This window comes from Delftia sp. Lp-1 (genome assembly GCF_020523835.1).
In the GTDB taxonomy this organism is placed as follows: domain Bacteria; phylum Pseudomonadota; class Gammaproteobacteria; order Burkholderiales; family Burkholderiaceae_C; genus Comamonas; species Comamonas acidovorans.
Genome location: NZ_JAJALJ010000001.1, coordinates 2,722,491 through 2,745,602, shown reverse-complemented (window position 1 = coordinate 2,745,602; position 23,112 = coordinate 2,722,491). Strand labels below are relative to the sequence as shown.

Here is a 23,112-nt window from a genome sequence, read left to right as displayed (position 1 = left end):
TTCCCGGAACACTGGATGCCATGACAAACCCGGGCCTGGACTTCACCTCACCGACATGGCGCGCCATCGAGCGCCATGCCAACGCGCAGATCGACACCCTGCGCAAGAAGAACGACAGCCCAACCATGGACGCGCTGCGCACCGCTGAACTGCGTGGGCGCATCGCGGCCTGGAAAGAACTGCTGGCACTGGACAAACCAGACCCGGCACATACCGCTGACATCGGTGGCCCCGGCTACTGACCTCAGCACGACACACAGGAGTGCATGACGCATGGACGAGCAACAACAGCAGGAACAGCAGGCTCAACAGCAGGCCGAGGCCCGTGCTCAAGAGGAGGCCGATTTCCATCGCGCCTTCGCTGAGACGTCCGGCACCGAGCCGCCCGCATCCACTGCAGCGCCCGTAGGTGCTGCGGCCGAGCAGGGCGGCAAGGAAGCTGTGACGCAAGAAGCCAGCGAGCAACAGCAGGAGGAGGCCACGGCCGCCGCCGGCACTGAGGGGCAGCCCGCCCAGCAGCAGCCGGCCACGACCGAGGATGACGATCCTGTCGAGTTCGCCGGCCTCAAGCGCAGTGAGCTGCGCCGCCTGCTGGACAACGCCGCCGAGGTGGATGCGATCAAACGCCAGTTGGACAAAGCACACGGGAGCATCGGCGATCTGCTGCGCAAGTCGCAGCAACCCGCTCCTGCGGCCCCAGCAGCCCCGGCGCCCGCAGCGGCGCCCGAGTTGCCGCCCGAACTGAAGCAGTTGGAGCAGGACTACCCCGACGTCGTGCAGTTGGTGCGCCACATGGTTGCAGGCCAGCAACCCCGCCAGGAAGCCCCACCAGCCGAAGCGCAGCAACCCGTGGCCACGGGCGATGCGCCGCAGGAACAGGCCGGGCCCGATCCCATGGCGTTGGAGATGGCTGTGCTGGACCGCATGCACACGGGCTGGCGCGAAAAGATCAGTTCGCAGGAATTCAACCTGTGGCTGAACGCCCAAGGGGAGCAGGTGCAGCAGGAATTCGCCGAAGCGGCCACGGCCGACGGCATGGGCTCCTTGCTGGGCAAGTACGAGGCATGGACCACCGCCCGCGCCACCGCCGCCGACAAGGCCGCGAAGGGGCAGGCACGGCTCAAGGCTGCCGTCACGCCCAGCGGCAACGCACCGCGCCCCCAGGCCGCGCCCACTGAAGAGGAAGAATTTTTGGCCGCCTTCCAGGCCACCATGGGCCAGCGCTGAGATAGCCAGGCCCGAAGGAGAACATCATGGCTCAATACGAAAGCGGCAACCCGGCGCCGCGGATCGGCAAGATCAAGGGCGACATCCTCGCCCACGCTGTGGCGAGCGAAGTGCTGGGCATCACTGGCCAGCAGCGCGCGCTCCCCAAGAACCAGGGCAAGACCATCGTGCACCGCCGCTACCTCCCCTGGGGTGCAGCGAACACGGACTGGAACACCCGCAATCGGCCGCAGGCCAATCCTGTGGCCCACGAGCTGACCGAGGGCGTGACGCCCGGCGCCGACACGCTGGTGCCGCAGGACATCCAGGTCACGCTCAAGCAGTACGGCTGCCTCTACCAGCTCACCGACCAGACGGCGGACACCTACGAGGACGACGTGCCGGCCGAGATGAAGAAGCAGTGCGGCGAGCGCATTGCTCTGGTCCGCGAGATGATCCGCTACGGCGTGCTCAAGGCCTGTACCAACGTGTTCTATGCCGGCGGCGGTGCCAGCCGTGCAGCCGTGAACGCGAAGATCAGCCTGAACCTGCTGCGCAAGATCAGCCGTAACCTGCAGGCCAACCACGCCAAGCGCATCACGGGCATCCTGTCGCCCTCGGCGATGATCGCCACCAAGCCCGTGGAAGCCAGCTACTTGGTCTTCGTGCACACGGACGGCGAGGCTGACGCCCGTGACCTGCCGGGCTTCACGCACGTCAGCGCCTACGGCAGCCGCAAGCCGGTGCACACCCAGGAAATTGGCTCCTGCGAGAACTTCCGCTTCATCACCAGCGCGGAACTGGCGCCCTATGCCGGCGCAGGCGCAGCCATCGGCAGCACCGGCCTGACGGGCGCGACCAACGTGGACGTCTACCCGTTCATCATGGTCGGCGAGGATGCCTGGGGCCAGCTGGCTCTGCGCGGTTCCGACTCCATCGACCCGACCTACATCCCGCCCGGGGTGAAGGACAAGAGCGATCCGCTGGGCCAGCGCGGCTACGTGGGCGCCAAGTTCTACATGGCCTGCACCATGCTCAACGAGGGCTGGATGGCGGTGGCCGAAGCCGGGGTGACCGCGCTGTAAGGCCGGGGAGGGCTTCGGTCCTCCCTCCACTCTGAACCTCAACTCCCACGGAGAACCCATCATGGCCGACAACACTGCGGGCCAGACCCGCACCAAGACCGACAAGCAGGACTCCCAGAGTTCCGCTCAGGGCAAGGTGGTCTACGACGCCACCGCCATCGTCGTGGGGGACACCACCCGCGTCGAGATCGGCTTCAAGCCCAGCCAAGTCCGCTGGATCAACGTCACCGACCGCGTGCAGATCGAGTGGTTCGAGGGCATGGCCGCTGGCTCGTGCCTCAAGACCGGTGCCGACGGCGTCCGCACCCTGGATGCCGCCAACGGCATCACGGTCGATGAACGCGGCTTCCGCGTGTCGCAGAACGCCACCCTGGCGGCCGTCCTGGCTTCCAAGACCTGCGTCTACGAAGCGCGCAGCTGAAGCCCACCCGTGGTCCTGGGGCGCTCGCCCTGGGCCACCTCACATCCCCGCAAGGACATCAACATGGCCACCACCCCCCGCAAGAACGAAACGGACGCCACCAACGAATACCTGGGCGCCACGCCTCCCATGGAGTTCGGCATCGTGCCGGACTTCTCGCCCGAGATCATCGACAGCCCGGTGACGCTCAAGGATGCCGAGCTGGAAGCCTTCATGAACGAGCCCGTGATGGTCACGGTGCTGTCCGGAGGCCGCGACAACGAAGCCCAGTTCGTGCAGGTCTCGGTGAACGGCGTCATCCAGATGTTCCGCCGCAACTTCCCCATCGTGGTCAAGCGCAAGTTCGTCGAGCGCTTGGCCCGTGCCAAGGAAACCGGCTACGACCAAGAACTGGACGACCGCCTGGGCGAGCGCATGAACGTTGTGCAGCCCATCAACAGCCTGCGCTACCCGTTCCAGGTGAACCGCGACGACAACCGGCTGGGCCAGGCCTGGCTGCGCTCCATCCTCGCCTCCTGACCTGAAGGCCCGCCATGAACCTCCAGGAGATGATCCAGCTGTATCGGGCACAGGCCGACGATGCCGAGCCCGATCCGCTGTGCCGGGACCCGATCCTGACGATCTACGCCAACGAGGCCCAGGAGGAGGCGTGCCGCCGCGCCCAGCTGCTGCGTGACTCCACCTCTCCCATGTGCAAGGTGGAGTTCGCTGCGGGCGACGAGTCCGTGGCGCTGGCCCCGCAGGTGGTGCGCGTGCTGCGCGCCTTCGTGGCTCGCCAGCCGCTCGAAGTGCTCAACGTGGAAGAGATGGACTGCATCATGCCGGGCTGGCAGTTCCAGGAGCGCCAGGACGTGCCGCAGCGCTTGATCACCGGCATGACCACGGGCCGGCTGCACCTTTGGCCTACGCCTGCGGCAGCCGGCGAGATCCGGCTGACCGTGCAGCGGCTGCCTCTCAAGCCGCTGCGCTGCGATATCGACAAGCCCGAGATCCGCCCGGAGCTGCACAAGGCCCTGGTCGAATGGATGCTCTACCGGGCCTACAGCACCCAGGACACCGAGCTCTACAACGATGCCAAGGCCGCCGTCTGCATGCGCCGCTTCGAGGAAGAGTTCGGGCGCAAGGCCAGCGGGCGCAATGAAGAGTGGGTGCGGTCGCGCGAGGTGGCTGTCCCGGGGCCGCTGGCTTAACGCAACCCGCCGATTTTTGGGGGTGACGTCATGATCACCGGCGCAGGTGTGAAGTCTTTCTTCGCGTCGAGGCCCCCAAGGCAAGTGACCTTCGTGGCAGCCCCATCCTTTGCACTGACCGTAGAGTCCTGGGTGCACGGGTTGGTCAATTCAAGCGTTATGGTGTTTTCCAGAGTGCCTGATGTCGTTCGTGTGTAAGAGAGCTTGACGGGAGCTTTCTCAACACCAGCAGTCAAATTCGAGCCTTGAGTCGCGGTAATCTTCAGCACGACTGTAGCTGTTTTGATAGCGAGGTTGGCGGGGCGATTGGGGCTACTTGTTTGAACATCGTAGATGTCTTTGCGCAGAGCTTCCAATACCTCTCCAAGATCTGCAGTGGGCTCTGGAACCCGTTGCATCGTGTGGCAGCCTGTGAGCACCAAGACGCTCATTGCTATGGCTGTTGCTTGCAGTACTTTGCTCATTTGAGTGACCCTCTCCGTTTAGGAGATTGCATGCTATGTCGAATTCATGATTCCCCCTCCAGGGTTTTGCCCATTGAGAAATTGAGAGGACAGTGGCGCAAATAGAGTGGAAAGGCAATCAATGCGTAAAGCAACTTTGGTATACGGTTCTGCCCCAAGCGTTGGATCGCGTGTGCGAAAAGGGGAAAGCGACGAGAGCCTCGACATCGAGATTGCGCATCAGGTGTTCGGCCTGTCCCGCGAAACCATCGACGCCTGGCCCTGGGGTGCGCCGTTCTTCTCCAGCGACTGGACAGCGGCTGCCGACGTGGTGGGCCGCATGCTGACAGGCCCTGATCGCCAAGCCTTCGAGCATGAGCTGGAGCTGGCCGCCCGGCATTGGGGTTGGGGCTCCACGCCGGATCACGCCGGCACGGCCACCTTGCTTCTGGTGCTGACGCCGGACGAGATCTGTCGGGCCGCGCTCAAGGCTCTCCAGCAATCTGGCCGCGCAGAACCGACTTGAGCACTTGGTACGGGTCACCCTTCATGCCGTAGAAGAGGTAGGCCCGGTTCTGCTGCACCCAGGTGTAGAAGGCCAAGACATCCACTGCAGTGCGCTGGTCAGCGGGGCGCTGTCGCCACAGCTGCTGCAGTTCGGCTTCGCGGTCGGCTTTTTTCATATTTGAGCAGCTGAGGAGTGGTGTTGCCAATTTTGGAGTCGGGAGATCAGGCTTCGAGTTGAAGAAATGGTGCAAACACTTTGTCTAGCTCCTCTGCGTGTCTCACAAAATCTCTAAATCGCTCATTCTTCAATTCCGCAAGATCTGATTTTTCAAATCTTGATGGTGCATCGGCTACTTCGTCAGCGGCAAGCTGAAATTGCAGCATGGCTCGACCAAGCTTGGTGTGAAGATAGTCTGCAACCTCATCATTGAAGATCCATTTCGCCCCCTTGATACCGTCAAGAAATCTTATTTCGACCTCAGTGCTGAAGTGGTGCATTTTCCTTGTCGTTTTGATCGCCTCTACAGCAACCTGGTACATAGCCCACCTGCGATCGAACAAGTCGAGCTTTAGCTTTTTTCTTGCTGTCGATGCTGCTGCGGCTGCCGTCTCGGCCTGCTGTCGAGCAATACCCTCCTGAATCCTGCCGAACTTATGTGCAACCCACGCACCGACGCCAGCTGCGATTGATGCAGCGATTACTGGCGCCCACGGTTGCAGGGCTTGAAGATCTGCGGAGTTGATAAATGCCATGCGGTCCTCGGTCTGATTGCTGATGCCCCCACTGGGGTTCGACGCGCCGAGAGCATATCCGCACACTGCCATGAAGCAACCAAGGAACGCTCATGGCCACCACCATCCTCGAAGCACTGCGGCGCCAGAACGGTGAAGAACCGTATGCGCCTGCATCCTCCAACGTGACGCACGGCGCTGCCTTCGGCGTCTACCGCCGGCCTGAGACCGCAGGTACCCGGCCGGGCATGATGCAGCCCTATGCGGCCACAGGCCCGCGCTCCTTCGAGCCGGCCAAGAGCCTGGATGCCGGCGGCATGCGCATGGACGCCACGACTGATCCGCGCTCATTGACCTTCGGAGGCGCCACGCCCCAGCCGGCCAATTCCTATGCAGGCGTGGGCTACCGCCCCCCGGCACCACCTTCTGCTGCGCCTACGACAGCGCCACCAGCTGCGCCCGGAAGCCTGGCGGCGGCTGCTCGGGCGCAGGCCCCGTCTGCCGACTTCTCTGCGGTGAACGACTTCTCCCAAGCGCCGAGTGCCACACCCACGCCTGCTGCTCCACCAGCACCTGCTGCAGCATCTGCCACCACCTCCAACGTCTCCCGCATCGGCAACAGCTACGCCGGCACCGACGTGGCCGGGGACATCTCGATCAACGGCTCCGCGCCGCGTGGCTCGGTCACGACGCTTCCTGCCGGCGCCGCGCCCTCTGGCTTCGGTGGTCCCCTGGTCCAGGCCGCAGGCATCAGGCCCTGGGGCAGCGACCGGCCCGGCTTCAGCATCATGGACAACCCAATGGTGGCGCGCGCCCTGGGTGGCGGCCCCAGTGCGCAGAACATGGGCGCGGCCGACAACCTGGCCGCGCAGGGCAACATCGAATCCATGGCCCGCCTGCGTGCCTCGGGCCAGATCGCATCGCCCGGCCCTGGCCCCTCCATGAGCCTGTCTGGTGGCACGCTCGGGATCCGCCGTGCCCCGAGCATCGTGGCGTCCGAGCTGGGCGCTCAGCGTGGATTCGACCGTGCCGTGGGCCGCGACCCTGCATCCCTGCAGCGCGCCACCTCCATCTACCAGGCGCTGCTCCAGCAGCAGGGGCAGAACCAGCGCGCCGGCATGCAGGCCGGGCTGGACCAGCAGCGGATCAACATGGATCGTGAAACGCAGGGCTTCACGAACCGCCGCCAGAGCATCGTGGAAGCGTTGCGCAGCCAGGTTGCGCAGGAGCCCAATGCAGTCAACCGTGTGCCGCTGGTGCAGCGCCTGCGCGAACTGGAAGGCACCGCGCTGCCAGACCGCTGGAATCTCAAGGTCACGCCCACCACCAAGAACGTGGACGGCTCGACCACCATGGGCAGCGTCGTCCGCTACAACGAAACGACGGGGCAGGTGGAGCAGGTTCCTGTGGCGCAGGGTGGTGGCGATCCGCTCTCGAGCCCTGCAACCAGGCCCGTTGGAACGGTCTCAAGCGTGGGTGGGAAGACGGCAGTGTGGGATGGACAGAAATGGGTGCCGCAATAGGAGCGTCTACTTCTTCGGGGGCGAGAGCACGCCGCGCTCCCAATCGGGACCGTCATACAGCCGCCGGCACGCCATCCCAATCAGCTCCGCTGCCCTGGTGTTGCGCGTGTCTCCGGCCTTCTTCGCTGTGCACTCTGGCCCGGACTTAAACCCCAGCATGCCCCGGCCATCTCCCTGGGGCACTGCCTGAATCCCGCCCGGGTGCTCAGCGCTGCAGACCTGGAACACCGCCTGGGCTGCGACATCGTTCTGCGTGCCCGGGAGCTTGTCCAGCAGGCACGTGGCCATGTTCGCGGCCAGGGCGGGGGCGGCGGCAGCCAAGCAAAGGACCAGGAGCGTGGAGCGCGCTTTCACCGGCACGTCTCTTCGATGACCTGCTGCACTTTTCGGATGCTCTCGCGGATCTCTCTGAGACGCTTATCCTGCTCTTGCTTCTGGGCCTCCAGAGCAGCAAGCTGATGGATGTTTCTGGCCTCTTCAGCGCGCAGCATTCGAACCTCGCGCCAATACTGTTCAACGCATTCCGCCGTAGCCCCACTGCTCATGGTTGCTCCTCCCGAAAGTGAATGTAGCAGGAGGCGAATTGGCTCAATGACCAGCTTCCCTAAGCATTTCCTCTAATACCTCGATCCGTCCTTCTATACGGCGCAGATCCAGTTCGAGGTCGGGGTCCTTGGCTTCGGATGCCTGCAGCTGCGCCTCTGCAAAGGCCTTCTTCGCTCGCAGAGGGTCTAGCGATGTCTCCCATCGCTCTGATGTCAGTGCGCTTATACGCTGTGGACTACCACCGTTGCAGGGCGCGCAGGGAGATAGTCAGGCAAGGTTGTGGGTGGTGAACAATAAAAAATCAAGGTGAGTTGAACTCTGGATGCCTACTAACACGGTTAGGAAATTTTTGCTAGATCTAATGTTCAATTGGTTCGGGTTTTGCGAATTGTACATATTGGTTACAATTGAGCGAATCGTACTGTGCAAATTTCCTTTTGCCTGAAGTAGATATTTGATAATTTATTCCCACCCATATTGATTATGACAAAGACAAATAAGGTGACTAAGCTTGTTTCCATGGATATTATTAAATTCCGTGGATTAAATAATATCAATATTGACTTGGCGAATCAGGTTACTTTAATATGCGGGAAGAATGGAACTTCAAAATCTTCTCTTCTTGGAATTGCTGCGCAGATTTTTAGTTTTGAAAAAGATTATCAATCTGGCGATGATTTGGGGTTTGAAACAATAACCGGATTTCCATTCAAATCTTTGCCATCAGAGCATTTTAGGTTCTCTGATAAATTTGATGGACCTAACTCTATGGCGGTTAATTTCAAAATATTCGATGCATACAGTGAGGAAGAGTATGAGTCGTCGCTTGAGTTAACGACTAGGAGTACTGCTACGGGTGCAAAAAAAGCTCGACCAGTTGTGCGCGGAAATACTTCATCTCAAAACACAGAGAATACCAGTCGTAATTATACGCATCCAGTGATATTTTTGAGTTTGAAAAGATTGATGCCAATTACAATGCGTAGAGCTTACACTCCAGGCAATTATGATTATCTTCAAGATAATATGGCTAAGTTTATTGCCTTGAACAATGAATTGCTAAACAAGAATTCTACGGTTGCTACAGGAACTATTGGTACGATTAAATCTGCGGTGGCTTTCGGCGAGAATTACGATCAAGACTCGGTTTCAGTAGGTGAAGACAATGCTGGGCAAATATCACTTGCATTGATGTCATTTAGAAAACTGCGGGATGAATATCCAGGTTACCGTGGCGGTTTGCTTTTAATCGATGAGGCCGATGCGGGACTGTTTCCCGCGGCGCAGATAAAACTAATAGATATGCTGCATAGGGAATGTAATGATCTGGGTATACAGGTTATTCTTACTTCACATTCTCCTTCGATGATCGAACATGTCCATAATTTGGGGCAAAAGTATCAGAGAAATTTCAAGACAATATATTTGACGGATACATATGGTGCGATATCTTCACGCCCCGATATGACGTGGCAGCAGATTGATGCTGACATACATACCAAAACAATTGCTTTGAGAAATGATGTCTCATTGCCTCAAGTAAATGTTTATTTTGAAGATCAGGAGGCGGTAGATTTTTTTGACATCCTCATGATGAGGCATCCAGCAAAAAAGATTCTTAAGACAATAAATGTCAGCTTGGGATGTGATAACTATATCCAGCTAATAAAGGCGAAAATCCCAGAGTTCGCTGTGAATAGCTTGATCGTCCTTGATGCTGATGCGAAAGAAAAATCATCTGCATATAGCACAATAATTGCATTGCCTGGAGATCTTCCGCCAGATCAGCTGATATTTGAATTTCTTTATAATATTGATGCTTCGTTTGGTATTTGGAAGAATGAAATTCAGTACACACGTAAAAATTTTACAAGCAGTGCATCTGCCATTATCTCGACCTTAGGAATTTCGACCAATCAAATAAAATTAAAAGATCACTTAAAATCTTATGGAAAGCCGAGCTCTGAGAAAAAAATCACATTGCGAAAGGTATTTAAAGACTTCTACAAGTCTAAGGATTTTCAGGCTTTCCTGAAATTAAAACATAAAGATGTTCATCCTTGGAAAGTTTGGGCTTCTTTCCACCAGCAGGATGTAGAAGATTTTAGGAATGCTGTGAGTCAAAAGGTTGCTCAAATTCTCAAGAAGTCCTATGGTATAGGTGGAGAGAGGACAGATTTTCTGAATATAAAAAATTAGTTGCTTTTTTCGTTAAATCACATTTGTGATATAATAGCTTCTATGTTTTCAAACAAACTGTATACGCCATTTAGATATCCAGGAGGTAAGGGCCAATTTGCGCCTCTTGTTGCGCAGATACTGCACGCCAGTGGGTTGGATGGCGGTCATTATTTGGAACCATATGCAGGTGGAGCTGGGGTTGCCTTAGTTCTATTGTTTGATGGCTTAGTTGAGCAAGTGCACATCAATGACGCCGATCCTGCCGTTGCGATATTTTGGCGGATTGCAGTGAGCCAGCCTCAGAATTTGCTTGAAATGGTGGCAAATGAGGTTGTAAATATTGAAGCATGGCACCATTGGCGCGCGGTTATGCGTGGGGAAGTGCTGGCGAATGATGTTGAAAAAGCATTTGCCACGCTCTTTATGAATCGCACGAATCGTTCCGGTATCCTGAAGGCTGGGGTGATTGGTGGGAAGTCGCAAAATGGGCCGTATAAACTCGATGCTCGATTCATGCGGGATGAGTTATGTGGCCGCCTAGAGCGTATTGCAAGATATTCTTCATTTATTAATGTTTATGAAGAAGATGCGCATGCATTGCTTAGCCGTTGTGTCACTTTTCTTCCAGAGAAGACGCTTATATATTTGGACCCTCCATATTATGTAAAAGGTGAGGGTTTATATAGAAATTTCTATAAGCATGAAGATCATCTGAAGATTGCAAATTTGCTTGCTAATAGGTGCTTTCAGATACCTTGGATGGTTTCTTATGATAATGCAAAGGAAATTCGAGAAATGTATTCCTACGCAAAGTCTTTTACATATGGCTTGAATTATTCCGCTCAGCGACGTTACACGGGTTCAGAAGTAATGTTCTTTAGTGAACGAGTTGCTGCACCACAACAGTTGCTAAACCAGGATGCGGCTTGAATCGGCCTGCCCCGGCATCAGCAGCTTCAGCACCACCAGTACTATCGCCAGCAGCACGATCGCCAGGGCGGTCAGGCCCACGGTCACGGCCGGGTTGTCATCCTCGGGCTTCCCGTCTCTGCTTTCCATTGCTCATCCAGCTCACGGCAATTGGGCCAACTATTTTTTACTTTTCGAGTGGATGCGGCTTTCGTTGGAATAATATATCGCCTCCACAACCAAGGAGGAGTTATGAGACTTATCACGAAGATTTCGGCATGCCTGCTGGCTGTTGTGTCTATTGCGGCGAGCGCCAGTGTGGCTGCACAACCAGTCAGGGAGCTGCCGAGTAAGATCGTTTTCTCGCGAACGATTAATGGCGGACAGACCGTAGACCGCACTTTGGAAACGTATTCCTGGGGCACCCAGACTCTGCCTGCGCATCGCATTTCGTGGCCAAACTCCGACTTCCTGCACTATACGATAGCTACAGCAAGACCTGAGCAGACGCATCTGACTCAAAGCATCGGATTTCGGTTTAGAAGCAATGGACTGTTCGCCTCAAATCCAGGGGCACATTTCATTGTTTCTGGGCGTGCGGAGGGGTCTGGTTGGGGTGCTCGTGGACGAGGTTTCATTGTCGGCGGCGTCTTCGCCACTGCAAACCCTTGCCCGACAGGAGCGCGGAGCCAGCCCGAGACATGGTGGACAAACCAGTCAGCAACTACTTCCGCAAATTATGTGTGGAACGGCGCACTCTGCGGATCTGCCTTGTTGGACAACGTTTGGTATGACGCGTACCTACATCTGAACAACAACAGCGGCTTCTACTATGAAATTAGGCAAGCTGGTGTATTGGTTGGTGGCGGAACCTACATCGTAGACAATGTAAATCCAGAGAACGCATTTATCAATAAGACTCCTACCGGGTTTATTTTTGGACTGACTCAGGCGACTAATCTCTCTACTCCGTGGAGCCTGGAGTTTGATGCGATAAACGTGGTTTGGTTTTAATTGACTGACTGAATATTTTAAATTGGTAATGAAGCCCGCGGTTTTCATCGCGGGCTTCGTCGCTTCTGGACCTGAACCTACTTCGCCGGATGATCCTTCCGGTACAGCGTCAACTCTTCCATCTCCGTGCCGTTGGGCAGCACGCAGATGCCTTCAACGCCCTGGGGCGTCTTCTCCATCCGTACCTGGCCGCCGATCTCGCCGCAGTAGACCGGGGCGGGATTGGCCATGCCCACGGAGGGAGCGAGCTTCTGCTGAGCGCCTGCGCTGAGCACCAGGGACACCAGCGCGATTCCAGAGAATTCGAGTGCTTTGGTCGTGGGGTAGCTATATGTGCCCTCTGAATGCTACTGGGGCGTTGGTTGCCGACATGTGCGATCGCCAGCGCTCCAGAGGGGGTTCGGACAACCCCTAACTCGGCGCTTGGTTTTGGGGCGTGCCTGTGCGGTACAACAGGCTCAGAGTTTCTTTTGCTCAGTATTTCTTCAGGGTGCCGCCATGCCAGACTCCATCCAAGCCCCGTGCCCCCTATGCAACCTCCAGTGCACTGCCTACCTCGAAGACTATGGAAAGTGGATGCACTTTTCCTGCCGCTGTTGTCGCGAGCTGAAGGTGAACAAGATGGTGATCAGCAAGCTCCGCGCTGAATCCAATGACGTGCGCGAGCAGCTGTCGCAGCAGGCTCGGGCGTTGGGAGAGGGCGAATACCTCCACATCGCCGCAACGGATCAGGGCTCGTTGCAGCCCAGAGGGCAGTCTGCCTGGACGGCTGAGGTGCGGACGCGGCCGGTTTGAGGCTATCGTCCCAGCACGTGCTTTCCGTGCCACCATCGCGCCATGATTCCAGCACCTCTCCTTCAGTTCACCGACGTTCGCACACGTGCCTTCAACGGGCAGACCCTCATCGGAATCAAGCACACAGCCAAGACCAAGTCCGGACTCGCTGTCACAACCACCTGGGTCGATATGCCCCCTGAAGATGTCGAGCGGCTGATCAAGAAGCTGCAGGACACGCTGGCCGAGCTGACGCCCGAGTAGCAGAGGCGCATCGCCCACATCCACAAGCCCCGCACTCCGGGGCTTTTTCACGCCCCCGCCCAGGGTTCGCGCCCCCGCCCCTGCGTGGGAACACTGGTGGCATGGCAAATACAGACTGGGAACGCGGCACCTTTGCCGCACCGAATGCGGGTGGCGCGCCCGACTGGGAGAAGGGTGCCTTCTCCACACCTGAACCCGCCAAATCCAGCACCCTCTCCGACCTCGGCAAGTCCGTAAAGGCCGGCTTCCAGCGGCTACCGGGCATGGTCACGGGCCTGGCTGACCTGCCCATTGCCCTGGCCACTGGCGCGCGCCCCGTCACGGCGGCAGCCGATGCGCTGGGCGAGGCCACGGGCTTCCAGCCGGGCAAGTGGGCCGACGAGACGAAGTTCTCCCCGGCTTACGAGGCCGGGCGCCAGAACGTGGACGAGGCCTGGAAGGACGGTTCGGCCGGCGACATCGCGCTGGCCTACCTGAAGAACCCTGCGTACACGGCGAACCAGGTGGCCGAGTCGCTGCCTTCGATGGTCGCGGGCGGCGTCCTCGGGCGTGCGGCCATGGGCGCTGGCGCAGTGGCTGCCAAGGCCGGCAATGCTGCGACAGGTGCAGCGGCACGCGCCGCCACACCCGGCGTGCTGGCGCGCACCGTGGGCGAGAAGTGGGCCGCGCCGGTTGCAGCAGGTATTGGCGAGGGAGTGGTCACGGCCGGCCAGCAGATGGAGCAGGCCACGGGCGAGGATCAGCAGCGCAATGCTGTTGCTGCCCTGGGGGCTGGCGCGCTGACGGGCGCCATCGGCGTGGGCGCCGGCCGGGTGGCCAACCGCCTGGGCCTGGAGACCGCCGAGACAGCCATGGCCAAGATCGGCACGGGTGCGACCACGGAGGTGCCGCTCTCTGCCCAGCGGCGCATCCTGGGCGGCATGGTCTCCGAGGCGGTGCTGCAGGAACTACCTCAGTCCGCCCAGGAGCAGATGTGGCAGAACTATGCCGAGGGCAAGCCGCTCATGGAGGGCGTGGCCAGGGCCAGCACGGAAGGCGCGATTGCCGGGGGTGTGATGGGCGCTGGCGCCAACGTGAGCGGCGGGGCGAACCGTCGCGCGCGCCAGGCAGACCAGCAGGGGCGCCAGCGTGCGGAGGATGCTGCAGCCAGTGCCAACCAGCTGGCCGAAGCGGCGAGCATCCAGAACCTGGCCGGACAGCCGGTCAACCCCGTGGACCTGGGCGCGCCCGCCAACTTCGAAGACCTGGTGACTTCCAGGCCACAGGCAGAGCCCGATCCCTACACAGCGTGGGACCAGCAGGTGCAGGCTGGCGCACGTGCGCTGCAGCCGGGTGCTGAAGCTCTCGCCGAGGCTGCTGGGCCGGCAGTGGACCCCTTCACGGACTGGGACGAGCAGAACGCTGCGGTGCGCGACTTCCTTGCCCGTCCTCAGGAGCGCGCCCAGCAGCGCCCCGACTACCTGGCCGAAGTCCAGGCCGCCGTGCGCAGCGGAACGCAGTTCTCCACCCAGCAGACGGTGGACACAGTGCGTGACGCCATGGAAGACGCCTGGCTGGCCCAGAACGTGGGTGCCGATCCTGCTGGTGCGCCAGCCCGTGGTACCGGGCTGCAGGCGGCTGATGCCATGGGCGTGCAGCTGCAGGGCCAGTTCCAGCAGGCCAGCGAGGACGCCGGCATTGCCGCCGTGGACGCCCGCGTGCGCACCGGTCGCATCCTGTCCGGGCTGCAGAACCTGCTGGATGGGGGGGCCGAGAACAGTGCTCAGGTGCTGGGCGGCCTGAACGATGGCCTGGCCCGCATCAACGAGCAGCCGCTGGACACCGCTGAGACGCAGCGCGTGCGCCGCATGGTGGACGCCTACATGGGCTTCCGGGGTGTGGGTGAGCCTGCGCCGCTGCCGGCCGACCGCGCGCCAGCTGTGGACCCCTTCGCAGACAACGCCGCCATGGAGCAGCTGATTCCCCAGCGCCCGCTGCAGCGCCCGTCCGAGCGCATGGGCATCAACCCTGCTGACGGCCCGCTCTCGCGCGGCGCTGCCATGGCGGTGGATGCTGGCTTTGACGCCACCCAGCAGGCCGCCCTGCAGGCCCAGGAGATTGCAAATGCCCAAGGTGTCCAGGCACAGGCTGCCGCCGTGGCCGCCCCAGCAGCCATTCCCCCAACCGGACCCGGCGCCCTGGAAGCCGCTGGGCCTGGCCCCCTGACCCAAACCACAGGAGCCACCTTTGCCCCGCAAGCCGATCAAGCCCAGCAAGCTGGCGCGCAACCTCCGCAAGCAACTGGAGCGACAGGCGCGCCGGCTGCTGGTGCTGCTGCAGCGCAGGAAGGTCTGACGAATGCCAGCACCACGACTTTCAACGATGGCGCGCAAGGCGGCCCGGCGCCAGGCTCGCAAGGACAAGCGCAGGCAGCAGCAGCCCGCCCGGCCAACTGGCGATCCAGCGCGCTACCTGCCGGCCGCGTGGCCCGGAGTCTGGGAATAGATCCCAAGGGCAAGAGGCTGGCGCTGATCCTGGCCGAGGTGGATGCAGCTGACGCGGCGCGCGCTGGCCAGCAGCAGGCCGCTGGAGTCTTGAACGAAGAATCCCCCGCAGCTCAATGGGTGGACGCATCTGCCCGGGCCGCTGGCCCTGACCTGACTTCCATCCGCTCTGCGGGGGATGCCGCCAGTGTAGAGCAGGCGGCCACCGCGCAGTTCAGCCGCAGCATGCCCGAGGAACTGGCCCGGACGCTCCGCCGCCTGCGCCCGCCGCCGGCTGCCGCCACGAATTCCTCTGTGCGCCAAGCCGTGAACCAACTGGTGGGCGGCATGGGCGTGCTGCCCAACAGTCTGGGCCGCATCGTGGTCACCACCTCCGATGACATCCGTGCCAACTGGGAGCCGCTGATCGGTCCGGTGGCCATGGGAGCCGAGGGCGGCGGCAAGGCCCAGGGCTTCTACGACCCCAACACCAAGACCGTGTTCGTCATCTCTGACCACATCGTGGCCGGCGACGAGCTGGGCGTGGTGGCGCACGAGCTGATGCACAAGCACGGGCCTGCGGTGCTGGGCGAGGAGGGCTGGAACCAGCTGCATGGTGCCATCGGCGGCTGGGCTACCGCGCCCGAGGGCAGTCTGGAGCGGCAGGTCTACAACGAGGCAGCGGCCCGCGTGCGTGATTCCCAGCCGGCTACAGGTGACACGCAGGCCTACTCTTCGCAGGAACTGTTCCCCTATGCCGTGCAGGTCGCTCTGGAGATGGGTGTGCGGCCCAGCCCCCTCGCCAAGCCTGGCAGCGTGGCCCGCTGGCTGGACCAGGTCCGCAAGGCTCTGCGTCAAGTGTGGGTCAAGATCGCCGGCAGCCGCGCCGACTTCAACAGCCAGGACCTGGTGAACCTGGCGTTCGGAATAGCGCAGCGGGAGAACCCAGCGCTGGCTGGCGAACTGGATGGGGCCATTGCACCTGCCACGAACCGAGACAGTGCCCGCGCCGCACCGTCGGAAATCCAAAGCGATGAACGAGGTGCTGGCGTCGTTGCCACGGATGAGCAGCGGGCGCGCATTCTTCAGGGTGAGCCGATTCTGACCCTCACTGGTGAGGAAGCTCCTCAAACCGGCATGCTGGCGGTACGCCACTGGGCGACGCAGCTTTTCCGGGAGCAGGGCGGCAAGGCTGTGAACCCCGAGATCGGCGAGGTGACGCTGGATGGCCGCTCGGTGCGCGATTCCATGGCGCATGGAAAGCCCAACCCGTTCAAATACACGGCGTTCGCTGCAGTGAAGGACGTGCTGGAGAAGGGCGCTGTCGTGCTGTCCACCCAGCATGGCCGCGACGGCCAGAGCTTCTACGTCAGCGCGCCAGTGCGCATCAAGGGGGTGGACGATGTGGTCACCGTGCTGGTGCGCCGTGATCCGAATGATCAGCGCATGTACCTGCACAGCGTGGCCACAAAAGAAAATCTCCTGAATCGTCGAGTTTCCGGGACTGACACCGCGGGCGGTGTGGAGCGATCCGGCTCATCCAATTCAGGAGACGGTTCAATGTTAGCGCAGCAGCAGCCTGCTGGCAAGTTGTCGTCCGAGGCGGTAGCCAATGAAATCAACAGGTTGCTGAAAAAACCGCTGCAGTTCAGCCGGGCCGCACCGGCCGCACCCACGGCCAACGACTACACCCCGGAGCAGGCCCGCGCCGCAGAACATGCCTTCGGCGTCCAGGTAAAGCAGACCTGGGCAGAGCGGGCGCAGGCCATGCGCCACAACATCGGCACCAAGCTGCGCCAGGGCCTGGTCGACCAGTTCGCACCCCTCAAGGAGATCAGCGAGAAGGCCTACATCCTGGCGCGCCTGTCCAAGGGCAGCGACGGTGCGGTGGAAGCGGCGCTGCTCTACGGCAAGCCCTACCTACGCGACGGCGTGGCCGACGTGGACATCAAGGACGGCGGCTTCGCCAACGTGCTGGCCAGCCTCAAGGGTGAGCACGACCGCTTCTTCCAGTGGGTGGCTGCCCAGCGTGCCCAGCGCCTGAAGGCCGAGGGCAAGGAGAACCTGCTGACCGACCGCGACATCACGGCCCTGCGCTCGCTGGATGCCGGCCGCATGGCTGACGGCACGGCCCGCATGCCGCTCTACGCCGCGGCGCTGCGGGAGCTCAACGCCTTCAACGAGGCCAGCCTGAAGGTGGCGCGCGACTCTGGCCTGATCGACCAGGCCGCCTACGACCTCATGAAGGACCAGCCCTATGTGCCGTTCTACCGCCTCATGGAAGAGGACGGCGGCATGCGCGGCCCGCGCTTCAGCTCCGGGCTGGTGAACCAGCAGGCCTGGAAGAAGCTCAAGGGTGGGACACAGCAGCTCAACGCCGACCTGCTGCAGAACACGCTCATGAACTGGAGCCACCTGTATGCGGCGGCCGCGCGCAACAGGGCTTCCCTGGAGACCATGGACGCGGCCGAGAAGATGGGTGCTGCCGAGCGCGTGCCTGCCGACACCAAGGGCTCGGTGAAGGTCATGCGCAACGGCGTGGCCGAGCACTGGGCCATCGAGGATCCGCTGCTGGTCGATGCCATCTCGGCCATGAGCTACACGCCCGGCGGCATCGTCAAGGCCATGGCGCCGTTCAAGCGCCTGCTGACCTTCGGCGTGACGGTGAACCCCACCTTCAAGATCCGCAACCTGATCCGCGACAGCCTCTCGGCCATCGCCCAGAGCGACCTGAGCTACAACCCGCTGGAGAACGTTGCCAAGGGCTGGAAGGCCACGGCCAAGGACAGCCAGACCTACGCCTCCATGCTGGCCAGCGGCGGCATCATCAAGTTCGGCACGCAGGAGAACACCAACCAGCTGCGCGGGCAGATCGAGCGCCTGGGCGGCACCATGCTGGACAAGCAGGGCTTCGACAAGCTCAAGGACCAGATGCGCTCTCTGTGGGAGGTGTACGAGGAATTCGGTGACCGCACGGAGAACGTGAACCGCACGGCGCTGTACGAGCGCCTGCGCGCCAAGGGCCTGAGCCATGCCGAGGCCAGTTTCCAGGCCCGGGACCTGATGGACTTCAGCATGTCCGGCAAATGGGAGACGGTGCGTTTCCTGGCCCAGACCGTGCCCTTCCTGAACGCCCGCCTGCAGGGCCTGTACAAGCTGGGCCGTGCTGCCGGCGAGGACCCGCGCCGCTTCGCCGTCATGGCCGGCGCTGTGTCCATGGCCAGCCTGGGCCTGCTGGCCGCCAACGCCGATGACGACGACTGGAAGAAGCGCGAGGACTTCGATCGCGACAACTTCTGGTGGTTCAAGATCGGCGACAAGGCCTTCCGCATCCCCAAGCCCTTCGAGGTGGGTGCCATCGGCACGGTTGCCGAGCGCACGGCCGAGCTGATGATGAGCGAGGAGATGACGGGCAAGCGCTTCGGACAGCGCATCAGCGACATGGTGTTCAACACCTTCGCCATGGACCCGACGCCCCAGGCCATCAAGCCCTTCCTGGACGTCTACGCCAACAAGGACAGCTTCAGCGGCCGGGCCATCGAGGGCATGGCCGACGAGCGCCTGCGCCCGCAGGACCGCTACAACGAGCGCACCTCGGAAGTGGCGCGCCTGCTGGGCTCCTGGGGCCTGCCCGACCCGGTGCGCCTGGCCAAGGGCGAGTATTCGGGCCTGAGCCCCAAGCAGGTGGACTTCCTGCTGCGCGGGTACTTCGGCTGGCTGGCCACGGTGAGCACCACGGCCACGGACACCATTGCGCGCCCGATGCTCGACCGGGGCGAGCGCCCATCCATGCGTCTGCGCGATACCTTCCTGGCCGGCAACTTCGTCGAGGAACTGCCCACGGGCTCCAGCCGCTACGTCACCACCATGTACGAGCAGGCCAAGGGCGTGGAGCAGGCCTGGGCCAGCCATCAGGCCGCCATCAAGTCGGGCGACATCGAGCTGGCGCGCAGCATCCAGGAAGAGGAGGGGCCGAAGCTGCGCAACCGTATGGCCATCAACGCCGCCAAGCAGCAGATGGCCGAGCTGGGCCAACGCGCCAAGAAGATCGAGGGGGACCGGCTCATGACCGGCGAGATCAAGCGCGAGCGCCTCACCCAGATCGAGCAGCAGCGCAACGCCATCGCGCAGCGCGTGGCCAAGCTCACAGACTGATGGCGCCGCGCCGGATGAACTGCCAGATGAAGCCCACGGCGCCGAGCCCGATGATGATCAGCCAGTAGGTCTCGATCATCGAGCGGCGCTCGGCGGGCGTGGTCAGCTTGAAGAAGAGGATGGCTGCGATCACGAGTAGCCAGAAGATGATGCCGGGCATGGCGATATCGTGAGACAAAGCGATTGCAGGATCAATCCTTTGGCAATGGCAGGCTTTGATCAACCTGACGTTCTAAACCCTTTTGGGCACAGAGAATCTTCCCCCCAAAGGTTATCTCGCAGAGGAGATTAATTTTTTCGCATTAGGAAGAGGGAATCGTTTTGGTACTCACCACAGCGCCCTTGTCGCGGCAATGTTCCCGAATATGGGGCATTGGAGTTCGCAAGCCAACTCCAACCGTTCATTTGGTAAGTTGAGCAGACATAGACTTCAGCGCCCTTTGGAAGGTTGCGTGTATCCCGTAGGAAGTAGCTTGCACCGAAGGTATAGTCTGGGCAGCGTCCCAGTCTTGCAGTTCGGTAAACAGCTACCCCTGCAGGATAATTTGTGTGGCAGCTTTCAATGAGGTCCCCGCCGTCATAGACTTGGAATTCTCTCCAAGCTACCCAGGACGGGCTGCTGGTTGTTTGAAGAATAATTGTACGGACTGGGATTTCTTTGAGATTTTTATATTCAATCCATTGATTGTCTTGGGTGTATCCCGACACTTCGCCGAAATCAAACCATTGGCCTGCATCGTTCCTTCCCCAAACGTGATGGACGGTGTTGCCAGGAGGATTTTGCGAAGGAAGCATTCTCAGAATAGAGAACATTCTCTCGGAGCCGAGATCAATATCGATCCACTGAGTGGGGCCAGCGCCGGCATTCCAGATCGTATTTGGATTACCATCCGCCGCTTTGGTCATGTCGGCAACGTTGCCAGATGCGTTTGTGATCGTGATGGGTAGCAGCACGCCACCGTTTTGTGCGGATGCTCCTGCCGAGAACATTGCAGCAGCGGCTCCGACTGATGCTGCGACCATTTTGAATGAGTGAACTTGCAATTATTTCTCCTTCGATGGATTTGGTGTTGGTATTTTATTTTCGGCTTAGCTAAATTTATTTCTTCTCCATGAGTGTTATTTCATCGAATTGGTAGGACGTGCATCGCCCGCCAGAAGGGCCATAATTGACAATCTTCCAATTATCCAGTCCAAATGTGCTGCATGTGAGTATCTTGGTTCCTTGTCGTTGATTTCTGACATCGCGAAATCTGTAGAGTGTTTTATCTGTTGTTGGGCATCCACTATGTGTAGTTGTGGCGTATATGGCCCATCCAGCCCCATATTGATTTGCAAAACACCCTTCTGCTAAATCTCCTCCGTCAAAAACCTGAAATTCTCTCCATGCGACAGCAGAGGGTGACTGAGCGGTTTGTAGAACTATTGTTCTAATGGGAATTTCTTTGAGATTATGAAATTCAATCCAGCGATTGTCAGCCGTAGATTCAGAGGAAAAGCCAAGCTCAAACCACTGTCCTGCAGTATTGCGTCCATAGACTCTGTGAGATGTCATTCCTGCTGGGGATTGTGCAGGGAGCATTCGGAGTATTGAAAAAACACGCTCTGAGCCTAAGTCTATATCTATCCATTGGGGTGCTGCCCCCCCGGAGTTCCATATAGTATTTGGGTTCCCATCTGCAGCCAAGCCCATGTCAGCGACGTTGCCAGATGCGTTGGTGATGGTGATAGGCAGGAGAACGCCGCCACTTTGTGCTGATACACCACTTGCGAAAATTGCTGCGGCTGCACCAATCGCTGCTGCCGCAATCTTGAATGATTTCATTTGCAACTACTCCTCCAGTGTGTGAAGCCATGCATGCTAATAGATTTTCGTCCGTGAGATTTAAGAAATGCGCTATTGCAAATGGGAATGTGTGATGGGATTTTTCGTTATTGAGCAAACTATTACTTTGCTAACTATTTGGGGAATGGCAATGTAATTGGCCACACACTTTCACGTAGCGTGTGCCCCGGCTAGGGTTCGACTCATTCAGAGTCGCTCGGCAAAGTCGTGGCATGCCAGCAATCCGCTCCTTCCGAGGCTTGAACAACGTCACCGATCCCATCCGGCTCGGGCTGTCGTGGTTCACCCGTGCCGACAACGTGGACATCACGGAATCGGGGGGGGTCAAGGTCCGCGTCGGCCGCTCGCTCGCGATGGCTTGCACGCCTACGGGCATCTACTCCACACGCGATTTCAGCCGCCTGTATGTGATCGACAGCGGCGAGCTGTGCCAAGTCCTGGACGACATGACCGTGCGCCCCCTGGCGCAGGGCCTGGGCCGCCAAGCGTACTGGGCTGAAATCAACGACCAGGTGCTGTACGTGGCCGGCGACGCAACTGGGATCATCACTGCCGAGGGTGAGGTGCTGCCCTGGCGCCTGCCCGTGCCGGCCGAGCCGCGCGTGTTGGCGGGGGAGGGCGGCCAACTGCCGGCGGGCCAGTACCGCGTCTGCGCCACCTTCATCCTGCCGGACGGCCGTGAGACGCCTGCCAGCACGGCGGCTGAGGTCGTGGTGGAGCAGGGCGCTGCGCTGCAGATCAGCGGCATTGAGCAGCTGCCCGGCTGCGTGACGCGTGTCTATGTGGCGCCGGCGGACAGCACCGCATTTCAGCTTGCCTTTGGCGATGCCGGCCCGGCCGCGCTCTGGGCTCAGCCGCCCGAGGCCCTGGGCCAGGAGCTGCTGACCGATGGGCTGGATCCGCTGCCCGAGGGCGTGGACGTGATCGCCGAGTGGCGCGGCCGCATCTATGCCGCCCAGTACTTGCCCGAGGACGACAAGACCGCAGTCTGGCGCAGCGAACCCCTGGCGCCGCACCTGTGGAATCTCTCCGAAGGCTTTTTCATGGTGCCCGGCCGCGTGCACGCCCTGGCGCCCAACGATGCGGGCCTGGTGGTGGCCACCGACCGCGCCATGCATGCCTACACGCCCGAGGGCCTGGTCCTGCTGGCCAGCTACGGCACGGTGCCGGGCCTGCCTTGGGCGCTGGATGACAAGCGCACCTTGATCTGGTCTCAGCGCGGCCTGTGCCAGTTCCCTGAATTCACCAACCTGACCGCCTCGCACGTGAGCGTCGCGCCCGGCCTGCAGGCTGGCGCGGCCGTGCTCGAGATCGACGGTCAGACCCGTTTCCTTGCCTGCCTGAACGCGGGCGGCATTCCCTTCAACCAACGACGCGAGGTATCGCCATGACCACCAAACTCTCTACCGGCCTGCGCAATGCAATGGCTGGCACCATCGGATTCTCGGGAGCCCTCAATGGAGGCGTGATCGAGGTTTACAGCGGCCCACAGCCTATCTCGGCCGATGCGGCTGTTTCTGGCGTACTGCTGGGGCGTGCGACGCTCAATGGTGATCCCTGGGTTGTGGGATCTCCGACGAACGGCCTGGTGCTGGACACCCCGGTCAACGGTGGTGTGCTCAAGCCGGCTGCGGCCGTCTGGAAGCTCATCGGCCTGGCGGCAGGCACCATCGGCTGGTTCCGTCTCCGCGGCAATGGTGCTGATGATGGCTCCCTGTCGGTCTTGCTGCCGCGCCTGGACGGCGCCGCTGCTGTGGGTTCTGGTGAGGCGAAATTCTCCTCGCTGACCGTGGCGGTGGGCCAGCCGATCACCATTGACGTGTTCTCTCTCATGCTGCCTGCGCAATAGTCAGC

26 protein-coding genes are annotated in these 23,112 nt (G+C 60.5%); 16 read left to right on the top strand and 10 right to left on the bottom strand.

Annotated elements, in window-relative coordinates; all coding sequences use genetic code 11:
• Positions 1–20 precede the first annotated feature (20 nt).
• The 6 genes from LGR64_RS12300 to LGR64_RS12275 all read left to right on the top strand — a co-directional run bounded on the left by LGR64_RS12300 (position 21) and on the right by LGR64_RS12275 (position 3,902).
• Positions 21–242 carry a hypothetical protein gene (locus tag LGR64_RS12300; RefSeq protein WP_230355594.1) on the top strand — a complete coding sequence of 74 codons (222 nt, stop codon included), beginning with the start codon at positions 21–23 and terminating at the stop codon, positions 240–242.
• Positions 243–273: 31 nt separating this feature from the next.
• The gene (locus tag LGR64_RS12295; RefSeq protein ID WP_230355593.1) at positions 274–1,227 is read left to right on the top strand and encodes a hypothetical protein; all 954 of its coding nucleotides are present in this window, start codon (positions 274–276) and stop codon (positions 1,225–1,227) included.
• A gap of 26 nt (positions 1,228–1,253) precedes the next feature.
• Positions 1,254–2,291 carry a N4-gp56 family major capsid protein gene (locus LGR64_RS12290; RefSeq protein WP_230355591.1) on the top strand — a complete coding sequence of 346 codons (1,038 nt, stop codon included), beginning with the start codon at positions 1,254–1,256 and terminating at the stop codon, positions 2,289–2,291.
• Positions 2,292–2,352: 61 nt separating this feature from the next.
• Positions 2,353–2,712: a hypothetical protein gene (locus tag LGR64_RS12285; protein ID WP_230355589.1), complete on the top strand. Its 360-nt coding sequence runs from the start codon at positions 2,353–2,355 to the stop codon at positions 2,710–2,712.
• Between the two features lie 63 nt (positions 2,713–2,775).
• Complete coding sequence (locus LGR64_RS12280) at positions 2,776–3,231, top strand: hypothetical protein (RefSeq protein WP_230355587.1); 456 nt, start codon at positions 2,776–2,778, stop codon at positions 3,229–3,231.
• A 14-nt stretch (positions 3,232–3,245) separates the two neighbouring features.
• The gene (locus tag LGR64_RS12275; RefSeq protein ID WP_216293270.1) at positions 3,246–3,902 is read left to right on the top strand and encodes a phage adaptor protein; all 657 of its coding nucleotides are present in this window, start codon (positions 3,246–3,248) and stop codon (positions 3,900–3,902) included.
• Here LGR64_RS12275 and LGR64_RS12270 read toward each other — a convergent pair.
• A complete protein-coding gene (locus tag LGR64_RS12270) occupies positions 3,899–4,366 on the bottom strand; it encodes a trypco2 family protein (protein ID WP_212645482.1) in 468 nt (155 codons plus the stop codon). The two genes, LGR64_RS12275 and LGR64_RS12270, sit on opposite strands and share 4 nt — an antisense overlap.
• Before the next feature lie 121 nt (positions 4,367–4,487).
• Between LGR64_RS12270 and LGR64_RS12265 the strand changes: the two genes are divergently transcribed.
• The gene (locus tag LGR64_RS12265) at positions 4,488–4,871 is read left to right on the top strand and encodes a hypothetical protein (RefSeq protein WP_230355585.1); all 384 of its coding nucleotides are present in this window, start codon (positions 4,488–4,490) and stop codon (positions 4,869–4,871) included.
• Here LGR64_RS12265 and LGR64_RS12260 read toward each other — a convergent pair.
• Together LGR64_RS12260 and LGR64_RS12255 are read right to left on the bottom strand one after the other, a co-directional pair.
• Complete coding sequence (locus tag LGR64_RS12260; protein WP_046988181.1) at positions 4,831–5,028, bottom strand: hypothetical protein; 198 nt, start codon at positions 5,026–5,028, stop codon at positions 4,831–4,833. The two genes, LGR64_RS12265 and LGR64_RS12260, sit on opposite strands and share 41 nt — an antisense overlap.
• 46 nt (positions 5,029–5,074) lie before the next feature.
• Positions 5,075–5,605, bottom strand: coding sequence for a hypothetical protein (locus LGR64_RS12255; protein ID WP_230355583.1), 531 nt, complete (start codon positions 5,603–5,605; stop codon positions 5,075–5,077).
• A 92-nt stretch (positions 5,606–5,697) separates the two neighbouring features.
• Between LGR64_RS12255 and LGR64_RS12250 the strand changes: the two genes are divergently transcribed.
• The gene (locus tag LGR64_RS12250) at positions 5,698–7,107 is read left to right on the top strand and encodes a hypothetical protein (protein WP_230355581.1); all 1,410 of its coding nucleotides are present in this window, start codon (positions 5,698–5,700) and stop codon (positions 7,105–7,107) included.
• 6 nt (positions 7,108–7,113) lie between these two features.
• Here LGR64_RS12250 and LGR64_RS12245 read toward each other — a convergent pair whose 3' ends face one another.
• Positions 7,114–7,461 carry a hypothetical protein gene (locus LGR64_RS12245; protein WP_230355580.1) on the bottom strand — a complete coding sequence of 116 codons (348 nt, stop codon included), beginning with the start codon at positions 7,459–7,461 and terminating at the stop codon, positions 7,114–7,116.
• Positions 7,458–7,652, bottom strand: a complete 195-nt coding sequence (locus LGR64_RS12240) for a hypothetical protein (protein ID WP_230355578.1) — start codon at positions 7,650–7,652, stop codon at positions 7,458–7,460. Before LGR64_RS12240 ends, LGR64_RS12245 begins: the two co-directional genes overlap by 4 nt.
• 502 nt (positions 7,653–8,154) lie before the next feature.
• Here LGR64_RS12240 and LGR64_RS12235 point away from each other — a divergent pair.
• Entirely contained in the window at positions 8,155–9,852 is a 1,698-nt protein-coding gene (locus tag LGR64_RS12235) for an AAA family ATPase (protein WP_230355576.1), read from the top strand.
• 42 nt (positions 9,853–9,894) lie between these two features.
• Positions 9,895–10,764, top strand: a complete 870-nt coding sequence (locus LGR64_RS12230) for a DNA adenine methylase (RefSeq protein WP_230355574.1) — start codon at positions 9,895–9,897, stop codon at positions 10,762–10,764.
• Here LGR64_RS12230 and LGR64_RS12225 read toward each other — a convergent pair.
• A complete protein-coding gene (locus LGR64_RS12225; RefSeq protein WP_230355572.1) occupies positions 10,744–10,893 on the bottom strand; it encodes a hypothetical protein in 150 nt (49 codons plus the stop codon). The genes LGR64_RS12230 and LGR64_RS12225 overlap by 21 nt on opposite strands.
• Positions 10,894–10,995: 102 nt before the next feature.
• On the opposite strand from LGR64_RS12225, the gene LGR64_RS12220 reads away from it, so the two are divergent.
• Positions 10,996–11,757, top strand: coding sequence for a hypothetical protein (locus LGR64_RS12220; protein ID WP_230355570.1), 762 nt, complete (start codon positions 10,996–10,998; stop codon positions 11,755–11,757).
• 77 nt (positions 11,758–11,834) lie between these two features.
• Here LGR64_RS12220 and LGR64_RS12215 read toward each other — a convergent pair whose 3' ends face one another.
• Positions 11,835–12,041, bottom strand: coding sequence for a putative hemolysin (locus LGR64_RS12215; RefSeq protein ID WP_230355569.1), 207 nt, complete (start codon positions 12,039–12,041; stop codon positions 11,835–11,837).
• Positions 12,042–12,333: 292 nt separating this feature from the next.
• Here LGR64_RS12215 and LGR64_RS12210 point away from each other — a divergent pair, with 292 nt between their 5' ends.
• From LGR64_RS12210 to LGR64_RS12200, 3 genes are all read left to right on the top strand, one after another.
• Positions 12,334–12,552 (top strand): hypothetical protein, encoded by a 219-nt coding sequence (locus tag LGR64_RS12210; protein WP_230355567.1) that lies wholly within the window; start codon positions 12,334–12,336, stop codon positions 12,550–12,552.
• Positions 12,553–12,594: 42 nt separating this feature from the next.
• Positions 12,595–12,795, top strand: a complete 201-nt coding sequence (locus LGR64_RS12205; protein WP_230355565.1) for a hypothetical protein — start codon at positions 12,595–12,597, stop codon at positions 12,793–12,795.
• A gap of 101 nt (positions 12,796–12,896) precedes the next feature.
• On the top strand, positions 12,897–19,412 hold the full coding sequence (locus LGR64_RS12200) for an LPD38 domain-containing protein (protein WP_230355564.1): 6,516 nt from the start codon (positions 12,897–12,899) through the stop codon (positions 19,410–19,412).
• On the opposite strand, the gene LGR64_RS12195 is transcribed toward LGR64_RS12200, so the two are convergent.
• The 3 genes from LGR64_RS12195 to LGR64_RS12185 form a co-directional block, all read right to left on the bottom strand.
• Entirely contained in the window at positions 19,402–19,590 is a 189-nt protein-coding gene (locus LGR64_RS12195; protein WP_230355562.1) for a hypothetical protein, read from the bottom strand. The two genes, LGR64_RS12200 and LGR64_RS12195, sit on opposite strands and share 11 nt — an antisense overlap.
• A 110-nt stretch (positions 19,591–19,700) precedes the next feature.
• Entirely contained in the window at positions 19,701–20,456 is a 756-nt protein-coding gene (locus LGR64_RS12190) for a discoidin domain-containing protein (RefSeq protein ID WP_230355561.1), read from the bottom strand.
• 55 nt (positions 20,457–20,511) lie between these two features.
• Positions 20,512–21,237 carry a discoidin domain-containing protein gene (locus LGR64_RS12185; RefSeq protein WP_230355559.1) on the bottom strand — a complete coding sequence of 242 codons (726 nt, stop codon included), beginning with the start codon at positions 21,235–21,237 and terminating at the stop codon, positions 20,512–20,514.
• 260 nt (positions 21,238–21,497) lie between these two features.
• Between LGR64_RS12185 and LGR64_RS12180 the strand changes: the two genes are divergently transcribed.
• Both LGR64_RS12180 and LGR64_RS12175 read left to right on the top strand, forming a co-directional pair.
• Complete coding sequence (locus LGR64_RS12180) at positions 21,498–22,649, top strand: hypothetical protein (RefSeq protein ID WP_230355557.1); 1,152 nt, start codon at positions 21,498–21,500, stop codon at positions 22,647–22,649.
• Positions 22,646–23,107 (top strand): hypothetical protein, encoded by a 462-nt coding sequence (locus LGR64_RS12175; protein WP_230355554.1) that lies wholly within the window; start codon positions 22,646–22,648, stop codon positions 23,105–23,107. Before LGR64_RS12180 ends, LGR64_RS12175 begins: the two co-directional genes overlap by 4 nt.
• Positions 23,108–23,112: the final 5 nt, after the last annotated feature.